Below are 14,841 nucleotides of genomic sequence, written 5' to 3'. Positions count from 1 at the left end.
GCAATTAAAGCCTTGTCAGCATGAAGCCGTATTTGTCAAAACGAACACTTCAACATGCAGGAGCACATGAAGACGAAGATCAGACCCGCCAATCCCGCCGATGTTCCAGCCCTGTTTCACATTCGCACCTCCGTTCGTGAGAACCACCTGAGCCGCGAACAACTTGCCGGTCTCGGCATCACCGAGGCGTCGATTGCCGAGATGATTTCTGCTGCACCCTGCGCCTGGGCCGCGGTTTCGGGCGATGAGGTCGTCGGGTTCTCGATGATCGATATTGCCGAAGGATCTCTCTTCGCTGCCTTCGTTCTTCCCTCACATGAGGGGATGGGCATAGGGGCAAAGCTGGTGGATGCCGCTGAGAATGAGCTGTTTCGGCACCATTCTGAAATCTGGCTGGAAACCGCTGAAAATAGCCGCGCCGCTGGCTTCTACCGGCACCTTGGCTGGAGCGACGAGATCAAGGTTGAGGGCGATCAAATCAGGCTGACAAAAGCGCGCCCTTGATGTCTTCTGCTGGGCGACGGATGAACTCGCCGATGGGTGCAAGCGCATCGTCCCCGATTGCAGCTGTCGTCCACATGCCTTCTGAAAGCAGGCAACGGCAATATTAGCAGACACGCAACAACCCAGCCAAACTGACCTTGACAGTCAAGCTGACGCATCTAGACGTCCCGCTTGCATTTCTTTGGAGGGACAGATCATGAAGGCACTGGCGCAGATATCGTCGTTCGTTGGCAAGACATTCGCGGCCTGGGTGGTGCTGTTTGCGGTCCTCGGCTTCTTCTTTCCCGACACGTTCAAGCAGATCGGTCCATGGATCGTGACGTTGCTGTCCATCATCATGTTCGGCATGGGTCTTACCCTTTCGCTTGATGACTTCCGCGAGGTGGTGAAGCGGCCCTTCGATGTGACGATCGGCGTTCTTGGCCAATTCCTGATCATGCCGCTTCTGGCTGTTCTTTTGACCAAGTTCATTCCGATGCCGCCGGAAGTGGCGGCAGGCGTGATCCTGGTGGGCTGCTGCCCAGGTGGCACGTCCTCTAACGTCATGACCTATCTGTCCAAGGGAGACGTGGCGCTCTCTGTTGCCTGCACGTCGGTCACCACGCTTGTGGCTCCCATCGTCACGCCCTTCCTCGTCTGGCTGTTTGCCAGCCAGTACCTGCCCGTCGACGGTTGGGCGATGTTCATGAGCATCATCAAGGTGGTGCTGATACCGCTGGCGCTCGGCGCAATCCTGCAGAAACTTCTGCCCGCTTTCGTCAAGGCCGCCGTCCCTGCTCTGCCGCTCGTCAGCGTTATCGGCATCGTCCTCATCGTCTCGGCAGTTGTCGGCGCGTCCAAGGCGTCCATCGTCCAATCCGGCCTGATGATCTTCGCCGTCGTTATCCTTCACAACGGCCTCGGCTACCTGCTGGGCTTCTTTGCGGCGAAGGCCTTCGGCCTGACGCTTGCCAAGCGCAAAGCCATTGCCATCGAGGTCGGCATGCAGAATTCCGGCCTCGGTGCCGCCCTTGCAACGGCTTATTTCTCGCCACTTGCCGCCGTGCCCAGCGCCATCTTCAGCGTGTGGCACAACATATCCGGCGCACTTCTCGCCAACTGGTTTGCCGGACGGGTGGAGGACGAACAAGCGCGGCGCTGAAACGTCGACTTGCCCGGCAAAAAACCTTAAACCGCACGCGCAAGATGCCGGTTTTGGTGGAAAAACGCACCAAACTGGGCTATGATTGAACCTGAAAGCGCGTGCTGCGTGCGCTGCGGGTTCCCCCGAAATCGACGGAGACTAAGATCAACTTCCAACAAAGGGAGGGTGAGCCTGTGTCTTCGACATCAAATCCAGGTCGCATCAATTCCACACTTCGCAAGTTTCTCGACAACGGGGCCTCGGGTGGCCTCGTGCTCATGGCCGTCGCACTTCTAGCCATCATCACGGCCAACTCGCCTCTGGCTGAAGACTATTTCCATATCCTCCACGTCTATATCGGACCGCTGAGCATCCAGCACTGGATCAACGACGCCCTGATGGCGGTGTTCTTCCTGATGGTGGGTTTGGAAATCAAACGCGAAATGCTTGACGGTCAACTCTCCAGCTGGAGCCGCAGGGTTCTGCCGGGTGCCGCCGCAGCGGGCGGCATGGTGTTTCCGGCACTCTTCTACGTCCTGCTGAACCGCGACAATCCAGCCGCCTTGCAAGGATGGGCCATACCGACAGCGACGGACATCGCTTTTGCCCTTGGCGTGCTCTCCCTGTTCGGATCGCGCGTCCCGACCTCGCTGAAGATCTTTCTTGCAGCGCTGGCCATCATCGACGATCTCGGTGCGGTCATCGTCATCGCTCTGTTCTATACGGCAGACCTGAACCTGGTCGCTCTTATCGGCGCCGCTCTCGTTTGGGGCAATCTCTTCATCTTCAGCAAGATGAAGGTGAAGGTGCTGTGGCCCTATCTCGTCCTTGGCGCCGTGCTCTGGGTGCTCGTATTTGCGTCCGGCGTTCACGCAACACTGGCTGGCGTGATGCTGGCGCTGACGATCCCGCTCAAGTTGACGCCCGGCACACCGGAAGCGACGCCGGACGAGTCGCCGCTTCATCGCCTCGAGCATGCGCTGCACAAACCCGTTGCCTTCATCATCGTGCCAATCTTCGGCTTCGCCAATGCAGGCGTTTCCCTTTCGGGTCTGAGCCTGTCGGTGTTTACCGAGCCGCTGACAATGGGTGTGGCGGGAGGCCTTTTCTTCGGCAAGCTCATCGGCGTATTTGGCGTCGTCGCCGTGCTCGTGAAGCTCGGTCTGGCGCAACTTCCCGCCCAGGCAAGCTGGGGACAGGTGGCAGGGACGGCACTTCTCTGTGGCATCGGGTTTACGATGTCGCTGTTCATCGGCTTGCTGGCATTCGACGATCCGGCGGTGCAGGATCACGTCAAGATCGGGATTTTGATGGGATCGCTCGTGTCCGGTTTGAGCGGCGCCCTGATCCTGACACTGACCAGCCGGCGGCAGACGACATCGCAGCGTCCAGTCCACACGACAGCCTGACGGCTCCACATCGCCACCATCTTGGAGCCGCAGGCTCGCGATGGTGATCGTGGCCGCCCGACCCCTTCAAGGTCGGGCAGCATCTTCCATCCGCCCTTAAGCCTGCCGCAACCCGCCATCGACGCAGAGCTCGGCGCCGGCGATATAGCTCGCCTCATCGCTCAGCAGAAACAGCGCCGCCGCGGCCACTTCCGCGGGCCGTCCCATGCGGCCCATCGGGATCGGCGCGACGATGGCCGCGCGCACGTCGTCTGCGACTGAGGCCATCATGTCCGTATCCGTCGGGCCGGGTGCGACTACGTTGACGCGGATGCCTTTGGGGGCGAGTTCGGCCGTCCAGGTTCTTGCATAGGAGCGGACGGCCGCTTTGGTGGCGCAATAGGTTCCGTAACCTGCGTAGCCTGCGCTACCGGCAATCGACCCGATAAGCACAGCTGAGCCTCCTTCTCTCATTGCAGGCAGAGCGGCCTGAAAGCCGAAGACCATCCCTCTCACGTTGACGTCGAAGTGGCGGTCGAAATGCTCCGGCGTGATCTCGGCAATCTGTGCATATTCGGAAAGACCGGCATTCAAGACCAGCGCGTCGATATGGCCATGGGCTTTGCGGGCGGTTTCGACAGCCGCGAGCATGTCTTCCGGAGAGCTTGCATCGGCAGCAATGCCGACCGCGCCATTGCCGATGCTCTGGGCTGCCTTTTCGGCCTCCTCACCCTTGCGGCTGGTGAGGAAAACCTTTGCGCCTTCGGCAGAAAGCCGCTCTGCTATGGCGAGGCCGATGCCCTTCGCGCCGCCTACGACCAGAGCCACCTTGTTGTTCATGCGAGCCATCGTAATTCCTTTCAATCAATGGTCCCGCCATGATATACGGTGGATATCTGATATCAATTACGCACCTTGGATAGCCTAGATATGGACGAGTATACCGACCTGGAAACCCTCTCTCAGCAGGCGCTCTGCGATATGCCGAAGGTCCGCCCGGTGCTGGACAAGATCGCCGACAAGTGGACGATCCTGATCCTGACGGTGATCTGCCCCAAGCCATCGCGTTTCAACGAAATCAAGCGGCGTCTGGATGGCATCACGCACAAGGCGCTGGCCGATGCGTTGAAGAGGCTGGAGCGCAATGGGCTTGTCACCCGCACGGTTCTGCCGACGCAGCCGATCGGCGTTGAATATGCCATCACGCCGCTCGGCCACTCCCTGCGGCAGCCATTCGAAGCCCTGTGCGCCTGGGCAGCTGAAAATAGCGACAGGATCGACGCGGCAGCGAGAACCTATGACGATGCGAAAGATGGTCGGTGAGGGCGTGGCTTTGTCCGGGGGCTGCGCTCATTCCTCAAGATCACGCTGATCGGCGGCGGGCTTTCGCCACAAAACCATTGAAGCTTGTGGCCTGACGCCATAAAGCCTGCTCCCAAAAGATCTGATGCTGGCGATCGCCGACCCCTGATCGGGAAGCGTGGGGCAGCAAGCATGGCAGCGAACAAAGGAACGCAGATGTCGATCACGGTACAGAAGACAATCCCCGCGCAGCGCATGCGCCAGTTCGATGAGATGGTCGATCGCTGGCTGGCCGAAGGCCCGATCAAGCTGGCAACAAATGCGACGATCACCGCCATGGACAATGCCGATATCCCGAAGGAAGAACAGGCCGCGATCATCGAGGACCGCGATATCATCATGCGCTACAATATGCGCCTCGGTGTCATCAGCGAACTCTTCGCCCCCGCCATCGAAAAGGCGGTGGGGTCATCGAGGTCGGGAAGCGAAGCGCAGGACGAGATCGCCCGGCTGATCGTGACGGCCATCGGCATCCGCCAGAGCGACGACAGCGAACTGGTGACATTCACCTTCGCGACCCAGGAAGAGGCGGATATCTTCGACCTATCCGTCTGAGGCAAGGATCGTCATAAGACAAGCGTCCTTTGTGCGTCCAATAGGATGCACGGCGCTTTAAAGCGTGTCGCGATCTTTCAGATTCGCTCCCTACGCTTTTAAGTCCTTGTTTTGTCGCATGTCGTCATCGCAAAACCGCTGCACACTTTTGCGTGGACCATGCTTTAAGACTAGCGCCCTCGCCCGAAGGACTGCCGTGATCCCCTGGCGGAATCCGCAAAGCCCGGAGGCTTGTTTTTCACCCATGCGACGAATGTCTGCACAGCAGGCTCCTCCAGAATGGCCTCGATCGTGGAGAACTTCTTGGCGAGTTGGGCGTCGGTGAAGATCGAATGGATCTGGTCGTGGCAGATCCGGTGCAGGGACACGGTCTGCTTCCCGCCCTTGCTCTTGGGAACGAGATGATGCTGGTCCATCTGATCGTCGGGTATGACGCGCTGGCACAGCGCACAGATCACCGGCTCCGGCTTCGGCTCGTCCCACGACTCCTGCTCATCCCTGTTCTTTCGGGCCATGGGGTAATCTCTCCTGGTATGGACTGGGATGCCGCTTGCTCGGCACATCCGGGTATGACGACCCGGATATTCTTAGCACGAAACGGTCAAAACCCACATGGCGTGTTTCGTCCTGCGCCTGGTCGGGTCAATTAACCGAAGTTTCAGATCACTCTCGAAGCGTATCCGCAACCAGCGCATTCGCATGACCATGGCCCAAGCCATACTCCTGCTTCAGCCAGGAAACCAGCTCCATGTGCTTCTTGCCGCTTTGACTTCTGATGAGGTCTTTCCATTCCGCTATGGGGCGGCCGTATTTGGCTTCAATGGACGGAAAATAGGAAGCAGGACCTTTCACAGGCTCTTTCGTCATGGCATCTCCGAACTTTCGATTGGCTCTCTTGTAAGAGTATCACGGCCCCTTCCGTCAGCAATTGGCAGTCGCCTTACTTTAGCAGAAGCGAACACACAAATGTGATCGAATTTATACCGTCAACATCCGGGAGACTGCCTGCGCAACCCATTGGCGAAGACCATCTCATTGTTTTAATAGGAGCCGGGGAATGTGTGGGGTCACTATGGAAACGATGCAGAGACGTTTGATCAAAGGCCTGTTGGAAGGTGCGGGATTCTATTCCTGGTCATTGGCAACGAACCTGCTGACAGCTGACGTGGCTTTCGCGCGAATATACGAGATTGATCAAGACAAGCTCGCGGAGGGTATTCCCGTTGAGTCCATACTCGAAAAAATCGTCGAGGAAGATCGTCCGCGCCTTGCCGCCCGTATCCATGATGTCATCCTGGGTGGCACGCCGTTCGTGTCGCCCTATCGGATTCACTGTGCCAATGGAAAGGTGAAGTCTCTCCTGAGCATGGGATCATGCGCCAAGGACTTCGATGGCGTGCCTTCGGTCTATTCGGGTGTGGTGCTTGTCGAACAGGAGAGCGACGCAAGTTCCGGGGCTGAAGGATTGGAACTGCATATTGGCGCTGCGATCGATCTGGCAAAGGCGAGAAAATTCGAACTGACGGAACGCTATCTGTCCTCGGCGCTCAGATCGCTCTCTGCTGGTGGCGCATGACAAGCGGCGCCTTGCAAAACTGACATCCTGAACGAGATCGTTCAATAGGACGTACGCGCCTCTCGTGTCGATGCAAGCCACTCGCTGCGAAATGTCGCCCACCAGAAAATGGTCTAGGATTCTCATGTTTATGCCACTAAATGAGGCAGCGTTAATACAAGCCGCAGCCTGAGGTGCTCGTGACCAAGATCAAATCGTCCTTTGTCGCGAAAACCTTTCTTGTCTGCTTCGTCAGCGTCCACGTGCCGCTGATTGCGCTTGTCGCCTATCTGTCGATGGGTTTTCAGCTCAGCATGTTGTCGGTTCTCCTTCTCATTCTCGTCGCTACCTTGGTCGGCACGTCGCTGTGCCTTTTTGCGATCTGGCGGCTGCTCAGGCCTCTCAACCTGCTGGCGGATGCCATGAAGCGGTATCCGGAGGACAAGGGGATTTTGAAGCTCTATCCAAAGTCGCCTGACGAGATCGGCACGGTGACCGATATTGCGCGCGCGACGCTCTTGCAGGTCGAGACTTTGACCAAGCAATTGAAACATCAGGCAACTACGGATTTTCTCACCGGGCTGGGAAACCGCCGCGCGCTGATGGAGCAGATGCCGATCATTCGCGCCAAGGCCGCACGGCCCGAAGAAGCCGTGTCTCTCATCCTCTTCGATCTCGATCACTTCAAGCGCATCAATGATGAATACGGCCACGATGCCGGCGACAATGTTCTGATGGCCATCGGCGAAGCCGTGAAGGATCACCTGCGCCCTTACGACTACGCTGCAAGAATGGGCGGCGAAGAGTTCTGCATCGTCTTGCCCGGCGCCGACCTCGCAGCGGCGGAAACAGTGGCAGAACGTTTGCGCCACGCTGTCGAAAGTCGCGTGGTCGAGCCCTTGCCCAAAGGGCGCATCACCGGCAGCTTCGGCGTCGCCCAGGCCCGACCGACCGAGCGACTGCAAGAGCTTCTCCTGCGCGCCGACGCGGCATTGTACTCGGCAAAGGACCAGGGCAGAAATGTCGTGGTTCGGGCGCAGCCTTAAGAGAGTTTCGCGCTGGTTCGGTGACTATCGCCAACCGGAATCGGGCAGTCTGGCAACCGCCTGCACGGTTCCTGCCTCCGCCCGCACGCACACATGTGTTTCCCCTTCCCTTGAAACAACCCGCACCCCCTCATCGAAAGCCGCCGTCTCCATCTCGGCCGCATCGATACGCGATGCGATGCCGAGGCATTTGGCGTGGGCTTCTTTTGCCGTCCAGCGGGTGATGAGCGTTCCTTCCGTGGCCCCTTGAAGGGCGAGCCGTTCGGTTGGGGTAAAGCTGTCTTCCGGCGGCGGTTCGGCATCAAGCGGTTCGATATCCACTCCGATGGGGATCCGGCTGAGGCCGATCAGGCAGTGGGGGAAGCGGCCAGCGAGGCTTATGTGCCAGCCCTCTGGATGGAGGACCTGCGGCGCGCCGAGTGCGCTTCTGCCGATGATGATCTCATCCGGGTGCAGGCCAGAGAGCCGGGCCAGCAGGAGCTTTGAAAGGCGTCGGCGCAGAGCCCGCATGCCCGCCTCCGGCTTGGATGCCAGATCCTGCAGATCGGCGGCGGAGAGCGTTGCTCCGCCCGCCAACCGTTCCGTCTCGGGCCCGTCGAGGCGCAGGTGCCACACCACCGGCACCTCACCGGTGGCTATCGTCAGATCGTCCGCGCCGGAAAGCCAGACGATCTCGCTCATGCGTTACGCACGGGTTGCGCCGGAGAGCCTTCCCAAGAGGTGCCCGCCGGCAGCGTTTCGCCCTTCATCACGACGGACAGGTCGCCGAGCTGGGCATCTTCGCCGATTTCGGCGTCGTAGAGCACGATGGCGTAGGAGCCGATCACCGCGCGGTCGCCCACCGTGACGCTGCTGACCTTCATCACCCTGTCTTCGAAGAGATGGGTCTGCAGACCGGAGAACTCGTTTAGCGCCACCTCGTCGCCGATGCGCACCAGATCATGCTCGGTGACATCGGTCGTGTCGATGAAGCAGTCGCGACCGATCTTGCAGCCGAGCAGACGCAGATAGGCCGAGATCCACGGCGTGCCGCGCAAGGGCTGCAGAAGGTTCGGCACCGCCAGGTTCTCGTAAGTTGCCGTCACCAATTCGGTGCGCCAGACGAAGGTGCTCCACAGCGGCTTGGTCGTCGGCTTGTAGCGGCCCATCACCAGCCACTTCAGCGCCACGACCGAGAGACCAGACGCCAGCGCGAAGCCGATATAGAGGAAGGGGAAGACGGCCGCGATCAGCGTCTGGCTGTCATCGTAATCCTGAATATCACCGACGATGGAGAACAGGATGCTGAAGAAGGCGAGAAACAGGGTGAGCGGCAGGATCACGCGGATCGCCTCGATCGACAGGCGCATGGCGACCAGCCGTGGACGCGGGTTGAAGCGCGCGCCCTCATCGAACAGGCCGACGGCCTGGCGCACGGGCAGCGAAATCGGCGGCGAACCGAACCATGTGCCATCCGGCTTCTCGGCCCCGCCATCCGATGGCGGCTTGGAGAGCACGCCGATCAGCGTACCATCGGCGATCTTGGCCCCGGTCGGCAGCACCGCGGAGTTGCCGATGAAGGAACGCCGGCCAATTCTGGTATGCGCAAGCTCGATGATGCCCGGCTCATGGCGTGCCGCACCAAAGACCACGCCATCGGCAATGAAGCTCTCCGGCCCGATATCGACGAGATCGGGCACGATCTTTGCGGCGGTGGAAATCTCGGCACGCTTGCCGATCCGCACACCCAGTGCGCGATACCAGGGCAGCACATAAAGGGTGGCATAGATCGGGTGAAGCAGCGCCAGCGCCAGGTCCGTCACCTGCTGGACGAACCAGAAGCGCAGATAGAACCAGCTATGGATCGAGTAGCGTCCCGGACGCACCGGCCCGAGGATCAGGCGCTTGGCGAAGACGGTCAGAACGCACATCAGCACGATATAGGTGAGTGCCAGGAATGGCGAAATCAGCAGATAGGAATAGCCATCGGTGTTCCAGTCGATTTCGATCATCGCGATCAGACCGGGCGCAATCGGCAGGATGGCGACCACGGGAAGAAGGGCAGCGGCGATGAAAAGCCCAACGCCGACCAGAAAGCGGCGCAGGAAGCCCGCCTCGTCATCACGCCGGGCAACGCGGCCCGTGGCGGCGCATTTGGCCGGAGAGCCGTTCCAGCTTTCGCCAGCCGGGATCGACTGGTTCATCGGCAGCGAAGACAGATCCTCGAGCGCTGCGGCATCGCCCACCACGCAGTTGCGCCCGACCACCGCCATGGTGCCGATGGAGGCGCTGCGGCCGATCTTGACCGAGCCGAGGCGCAAGAGGCCGCGCTCCACCGAACTGGTGGCGAGCATGGCATAATCGCTGACGATCGCATCATCGCCGATGCTGACGAGGTCGGCGGTGTCGATGGCAACGGTGCCGATAAAGGCACGACGACCGATCCTGGCACCCAGCAGCCGGTAATAGAAGCGGATCATCGGCGTGCCGCTGAGATAGGGTGTCGCGATGATATCGGAGAGGCGGCGCACGAACCACCAGCGCAGATAATAGCTTCCCCACAGCGGATAATCGCCCGCCTTGTAGCGACCGATCACCAGCCATTTGACGAGGATGGCAAAGACCATGCCGAGCGGCGGAATGAGAATGAAGCTCAAGCCGCTCAACAGCAGCGCCGAAAGGCGGCCGAAATCTTCGACCAGATAGGTATAGGCCAGATAGGGGAAAAACCATTGCAGCCCGGCCACCGCATAGATCGGCACCAGCGCGATGGTCTGCAGCGTCCAGCAGAGGCGCTTCTGGAACGTGCTGACACGGTGGAAGGGCTCGAGTGCTGCGCTCTCGGCCATCACGTGCTCGCCCAGGCGCGCAGCGAGCCGGCGGATGGTCGGCGCGGCGTAGAGATCCTGGATAGAAACACCGGAAAGACCGGGCGCCTTGCGCATGGCCGACGCCAGGCGCGCGGCCTTCAGCGAATGGCCGCCCAGATCCTCGAAGAGGTCGTCTTCGACGGAAACCTTCTGGGGCGCGAAAGCCTCCGACCAGATGGCATGAAGCTGGATTTCGAGCGGCGTCTGCGGTGCGATAGCTTCGCGATCCGAGGAGGCCACCACCACCGGGCGCTGAAGCGCCTTGCGGTCCACCTTGCCGGAGGCGGGCAGTGTCGGCAGCGCATCGAGTATCTGGTAGGCGGCAGGCCGCATATAGTTCGGCAACCGGTCAGCAACGCGCTTGCGGGCAGCGTCGATATCGATCACCGCACTGCCGCGCGCCACAAGGAAGGCGGCCAGAAGTTCGGACCCGTCATCATCGCGGAAGAGATGCACCACGGCCTGCGCCACGGCAGAATCCTCGGCAATTACCGCTTCGATCTCGGCAAGCTCGACGCGGAAACCGCGGATCTTCACCTGCGTATCGATGCGCCCCATGAACTCGATATCGCCGACGGCATCGAGCCGCACGAGATCGCCGGAGCGATAGATCCGCGCGGGAAGCCCATCCGGCCCGTCGAAGGGCGTCATGACGAATTTGTCTGCGGTGAGATCGGGACGGTTCACATAGCCGGAACTGACCCCCGGCCCGCCGATCACAAGCTCGCCTTCGGCGCCGGCATTCACCGGCCAGAGCTTGTCGTCGACGATCCAGGCGGTATAGCCAGGCAATGGCCGGCCGATGGTGACGCGGCGGCCAGGTTGGACCTCCGTCCATGTGGCCGTCACCGTCGTTTCGGTCGGGCCATAGGTGTTGAGGATGCGAAGGCCGGGGCGCGCCCAGCGGTTCACCAGATCCGGCGGGCAGGCCTCGCCGCCGAGATTGACGATGCGCAGCGTCGGAAGCTCGGTTTCCACCAGCGTGAAGAGCGATGGCACCACGTGCCAGACGGTGACGTTTTCCTCGGCCAGCGTGATCGCCACATCCGGGCCCGCTCTGTGCAGCGCTTCGTTGGCAACCAACAGTTCGGCACCGGCGGAAAAGGCGCTCCACATGGTCTCGATCGACATGTCGAAGGCAACGCTGAAACCGCCGAACACCTTGTCGGTGTCCTCGATCGCCAGGATCGAGCCTTCGGCCCGCAGGAAATGGCAGGCGCTGCGATGCGAGATCATCACGCCCTTGGGGCGACCGGTCGTTCCGGAGGTGTAGATGATATAGGCGAGATCGTCGGGAGACGCGCCGATTTCGGCCCGCGTGATCGGCAGCGCATCCTGTGCCGCAAGATCGCCCAGCGTCTCGTTGACCACCAGAGTCTGCACCCGCATGGCACCGGCACGTTCGGCATCGGTCACGATCAGCGTGGCGCCGCTATCTTCGGCAATGAAGTCGATACGGTCCTGCGGATAGGTCCAGTCCACCGGCACGTAGCAGGCGCCGGCCCAGAGCGTACCGAGGATCGCCATATACTGATCGAGCCCGCGCGGCAGGCAGATGACGACACGGTCGCCACGTCTTACCCCCATGGTCTGCAGCGTGCGGGCAAAGCGAATGGCGCGCTCAGCCAGTTGCCCGTAGGTCAGCTCAGTCCGGCGGCTATATTCGGGATCGTTTCCCAGAAGCCGAAGCGCAAGTTTGGACGGATAGCGCCTGGCCGTCTGCTCAAAAATTTCCTGCAACATCTCGTCGCGGGCGTAAGGTTCATCCTCTCGGACGGGAAGCGACGGGGCAATCGGCGCAAAAACGGTCAATTCCAACGGCCTTTCGGCCACATTCCAGTCCATGAAGTCACCAAAATATACAGAGCAGCATCTTAAATGCCGCCGCTATACATCATTTGGAATTGCGCCGAAAGAAGGTGCAAGAAAAGGCCAAATGCAGAATTTTTGGGCAGGCGCGATTGCCATCGCTTTAGGCAGTCAACCCCGCCGCTGGTGGCGCGCCCTGAGCCAGAATACCAGGAAGAAGGCCAGCACCGCCGCAACATCGAAGGCTGCCGCCAGCCACACCGAATAGGTGTTGGCAAGCCACAGCGTCACCGTCGGTACGATGTAGAACAGAAACCCGAAGCCGAGGATGATGGCGATGGCGGCAATGGCGGCCGATGTCGTATCCTTGCCGCTCATGCTGTAGCCCCGGCGGGAAGATCGGCACGGATGTCTTCCAGCTTGCGCTTTTGCGTTCCGTCTTGATTGAAGTTCTCCGGCGAAAGCCATGCCTCGAAGGCCTGACGGATCACCGGCCACTCGCTGTCGATGATCGAGAACCAGGCGGTATCGCGGTTCTTGCCCTTGGAAATCATGTGCTGGCGAAAGACGCCTTCAAAGGTGAAGCCGTAGCGCTTGGCGGTTGTCTTGGACGGCTCGTTCTCATTGTGGCACTTCCACTCGTAACGGCGGTAACCGAGATCGTCGAAGACGTGCCGCGCCATCAGATAATGAGCTTCGGTGGCAAGTGGCGAGCGCTGCATCTTCGGCCCATGGGCAACCGAGCCCACCTCGACCACGCCATTCTTCGGATCGGGTCGCATATAGGTCGCCATGCCGATGACGTCGCTGCTTACATTTTCGATGAAGACCAGCGTTACCCACTGCAAGCTCGTTGCCATGCCCTCGATCCAGTCGCTGAAGGCGGCCGCATCGGCAAAAGGCTCGTTGGGGAAGTACTTGATCAGCTCATTGGTGCCGAGCCCGCCAAGCGCATCCCACAGCGCCTGCTGGTGCGCCGCCCGATCAAAGGGAACGGCGGTCACGAACCGGCCTTCGAGCGTCACCGGCTGCGGTGCTGGACATCCTTTGAACTGGCTGAGATCGCGCATCTTCCCTCCTGAGCGTTGCGACGCTCAGGAATAGGTCAGCCGGTCATCAAAGACAACCGGCCTCTGATATGGAATAAATTGATCGATCAGACCTTGGCGGCCGACACGGTCGCTTCGATATGCTCCACCAGCGCATCCGGCAGGCCAAGACGACCGGCAAGAAGATCGAGATAGCCGCGCTCAGCCCGGCTATCCGGCTCGATGGTAAGGCGCGAGGCGGTGTAGATTTCCACCTTCTGCTCTTCGGTCGTTGCCGCAGCCACCAGCGCGTCGATATCGAGCGGATCGGCCAGTTCTTTCTCGATGAAGGCTTCCGCCTCATGGTCGAGACCGGAGACCTTGACCTTCTCCATGATATGGGCGCGCTCGCCTGCGTCGATATGGCCGTCAGCCTTGGCAGCGGCAATCATCGCCTGCACCAGCGTCAGCGCGAAACTGTTGGACAGCGCGGGAGACTGGGGGTGGAACGGGGAATCGACCGGCGGAGGCAAAAGCTCCTGCGTCGGCTGCGGCTGGGTCACTGCCTGCGGCGACTTGCCGGACTGATAGTTGCGGTAGGCGAGATAGCCAAGACCGGCGATGGCGGCGATACCGCCGACGGCGGCGGCATTGCCCGCAAGCTTGCGGCCCGTCTTGGTGCCGAAAATGGCCGCAGCCAGTGCGCCGGCCTTCATCGGATTGTTCTTCGCAATCTCTGCGGCCTGGCCTGCACGGTCCCGCACGCTTCCTGACAGCCCAGGCACCTGCGAACCCAAAAACTGGTCGAGAAGCTTTTTCGCGTCGAACATCAAAATCTCCTGTTTGCGTCAATGTCGAAACAGGAGATAGGGAGTGTACGGCCGATTACAAATGGCAGGGATCTTCACGCCGTCGTGAACGGCATGAACAAGCGATCAGCCGCGAAGCGCTGCGGCTTCGGCTGCAAGCTTGGTAATGCCCGCCCAATCACCCGCTGCGATCAGTTCCTTCGGCGCAACCCAGGAGCCGCCGACGCAGACGACGTTCGGCAGCGACAGGTAATCCTTGGCGTTCTTCAGCGAGACGCTGCCGGTCGGGCAGAACACGGTGCCGGCAAGCGGAGAGGAAAGCGCCTTCAGGTAAGGCGCGCCACCGGCCTGTTCGGCGGGGAAGAATTTCAGAACCTTGTAGCCTGCATCGCGCAGCACCATGACTTCGCTCGCAGTGGCGGCACCTGGAAGCAGCGGCACGTTGGAGCTTTCCGCCGCATCGAGAACGCTCTTGTTGACGCCGGGGCTCACGATGAAGGTGGAGCCGGCCTTGGCGGCGGCATCGAAATCCTTGGCGTTCAAGATGGTGCCGGCGCCCACATGCGCACCTTCCACCTCTGCGGCAACGGCGCGGATGGCATCGAGTGCGACGGGCGTGCGCATGGTGATCTCGATGGCTTTCAGACCGCCTTCCACCAGCGCGCGGGCCAGCGGCACGGCAGAGGCCAGATCGTCCACGATCAGCACGGGCACCACAGGTTGAAGTTTCAGGATGGAAAGAAGCTTTTCGGAATCCTGGGCCATGGCGTTATCTCCGGCTTTTGTATCGATTGAAATTGCGCTTTCAAATAC

Annotated in this window: 16 protein-coding genes; 7 read left to right on the top strand and 9 right to left on the bottom strand. The window is 60.5% G+C overall.

What is annotated here, in order from left to right; all coding sequences use genetic code 11:
* Positions 1-66 precede the first annotated feature (66 nt).
* The 3 genes from ACTJKV_RS04660 (at position 67) to nhaA (ending at position 3,036) form a co-directional block, all read left to right on the top strand.
* Positions 67-504: a GNAT family N-acetyltransferase gene (locus tag ACTJKV_RS04660; protein ID WP_274102991.1), complete on the top strand. Its 438-nt coding sequence runs from the start codon at positions 67-69 to the stop codon at positions 502-504.
* Between the two features lie 196 nt (positions 505-700).
* The gene (locus ACTJKV_RS04655) at positions 701-1,645 is read left to right on the top strand and encodes a bile acid:sodium symporter family protein (RefSeq protein WP_113327430.1); all 945 of its coding nucleotides are present in this window, start codon (positions 701-703) and stop codon (positions 1,643-1,645) included.
* A 176-nt stretch (positions 1,646-1,821) separates the two neighbouring features.
* Positions 1,822-3,036 carry a Na+/H+ antiporter NhaA gene (nhaA, locus tag ACTJKV_RS04650; RefSeq protein ID WP_274102990.1) on the top strand — a complete coding sequence of 405 codons (1,215 nt, stop codon included), beginning with the start codon at positions 1,822-1,824 and terminating at the stop codon, positions 3,034-3,036.
* A gap of 96 nt (positions 3,037-3,132) precedes the next feature.
* On the opposite strand, the gene ACTJKV_RS04645 is transcribed toward nhaA, so the two are convergent.
* A complete protein-coding gene (locus ACTJKV_RS04645) occupies positions 3,133-3,864 on the bottom strand; it encodes an SDR family NAD(P)-dependent oxidoreductase (protein WP_440598490.1) in 732 nt (243 codons plus the stop codon).
* 81 nt (positions 3,865-3,945) lie between these two features.
* Here ACTJKV_RS04645 and ACTJKV_RS04640 point away from each other — a divergent pair, with 81 nt between their 5' ends.
* Positions 3,946-4,338: a winged helix-turn-helix transcriptional regulator gene (locus ACTJKV_RS04640; RefSeq protein ID WP_062439374.1), complete on the top strand. Its 393-nt coding sequence runs from the start codon at positions 3,946-3,948 to the stop codon at positions 4,336-4,338.
* A 171-nt stretch (positions 4,339-4,509) separates the two neighbouring features.
* Positions 4,510-4,932 (top strand): hypothetical protein, encoded by a 423-nt coding sequence (locus ACTJKV_RS04635; RefSeq protein ID WP_112956484.1) that lies wholly within the window; start codon positions 4,510-4,512, stop codon positions 4,930-4,932.
* Between the two features lie 170 nt (positions 4,933-5,102).
* On the opposite strand, the gene ACTJKV_RS04630 is transcribed toward ACTJKV_RS04635, so the two are convergent.
* Positions 5,103-5,447 (bottom strand): HNH endonuclease, encoded by a 345-nt coding sequence (locus ACTJKV_RS04630; RefSeq protein ID WP_111849333.1) that lies wholly within the window; start codon positions 5,445-5,447, stop codon positions 5,103-5,105.
* Positions 5,448-5,595: 148 nt separating this feature from the next.
* Positions 5,596-5,799 carry a DUF4287 domain-containing protein gene (locus ACTJKV_RS04625; RefSeq protein WP_144621504.1) on the bottom strand — a complete coding sequence of 68 codons (204 nt, stop codon included), beginning with the start codon at positions 5,797-5,799 and terminating at the stop codon, positions 5,596-5,598.
* A gap of 190 nt (positions 5,800-5,989) precedes the next feature.
* On the opposite strand from ACTJKV_RS04625, the gene ACTJKV_RS04620 reads away from it, so the two are divergent.
* Complete coding sequence (locus ACTJKV_RS04620; RefSeq protein ID WP_274102984.1) at positions 5,990-6,508, top strand: PAS domain-containing protein; 519 nt, start codon at positions 5,990-5,992, stop codon at positions 6,506-6,508.
* 179 nt (positions 6,509-6,687) lie between these two features.
* The gene (locus tag ACTJKV_RS04615; protein ID WP_274102983.1) at positions 6,688-7,533 is read left to right on the top strand and encodes a diguanylate cyclase; all 846 of its coding nucleotides are present in this window, start codon (positions 6,688-6,690) and stop codon (positions 7,531-7,533) included.
* 24 nt (positions 7,534-7,557) lie between these two features.
* Here ACTJKV_RS04615 and ACTJKV_RS04610 read toward each other — a convergent pair whose 3' ends face one another.
* From ACTJKV_RS04610 to ACTJKV_RS04585, 6 genes are all read right to left on the bottom strand, one after another.
* On the bottom strand, positions 7,558-8,214 hold the full coding sequence (locus ACTJKV_RS04610) for a 4'-phosphopantetheinyl transferase family protein (RefSeq protein ID WP_274102982.1): 657 nt from the start codon (positions 8,212-8,214) through the stop codon (positions 7,558-7,560).
* Positions 8,211-12,227: a Pls/PosA family non-ribosomal peptide synthetase gene (locus ACTJKV_RS04605; protein WP_274102981.1), complete on the bottom strand. Its 4,017-nt coding sequence runs from the start codon at positions 12,225-12,227 to the stop codon at positions 8,211-8,213. The genes ACTJKV_RS04610 and ACTJKV_RS04605 overlap by 4 nt, the downstream gene beginning before the upstream one ends.
* A gap of 135 nt (positions 12,228-12,362) precedes the next feature.
* Positions 12,363-12,569: a hypothetical protein gene (locus ACTJKV_RS04600; protein WP_274102980.1), complete on the bottom strand. Its 207-nt coding sequence runs from the start codon at positions 12,567-12,569 to the stop codon at positions 12,363-12,365.
* Positions 12,566-13,261 (bottom strand): GNAT family N-acetyltransferase, encoded by a 696-nt coding sequence (locus tag ACTJKV_RS04595; protein ID WP_274102979.1) that lies wholly within the window; start codon positions 13,259-13,261, stop codon positions 12,566-12,568. Before ACTJKV_RS04595 ends, ACTJKV_RS04600 begins: the two co-directional genes overlap by 4 nt.
* An 86-nt stretch (positions 13,262-13,347) precedes the next feature.
* Complete coding sequence (locus ACTJKV_RS04590) at positions 13,348-14,049, bottom strand: tellurite resistance TerB family protein (protein ID WP_062427782.1); 702 nt, start codon at positions 14,047-14,049, stop codon at positions 13,348-13,350.
* A gap of 105 nt (positions 14,050-14,154) precedes the next feature.
* Positions 14,155-14,793, bottom strand: a complete 639-nt coding sequence (locus ACTJKV_RS04585) for a 2-dehydro-3-deoxy-phosphogluconate aldolase (protein ID WP_062427961.1) — start codon at positions 14,791-14,793, stop codon at positions 14,155-14,157.
* Positions 14,794-14,841: the final 48 nt, after the last annotated feature.

It is taken from the genome of Agrobacterium sp. 22117, from assembly GCF_052045735.1.
Classification (GTDB): Bacteria; Pseudomonadota; Alphaproteobacteria; order Rhizobiales; family Rhizobiaceae; genus Agrobacterium; species Agrobacterium cavarae.
This window is presented reverse-complemented; position numbering and strand designations above follow the sequence as displayed.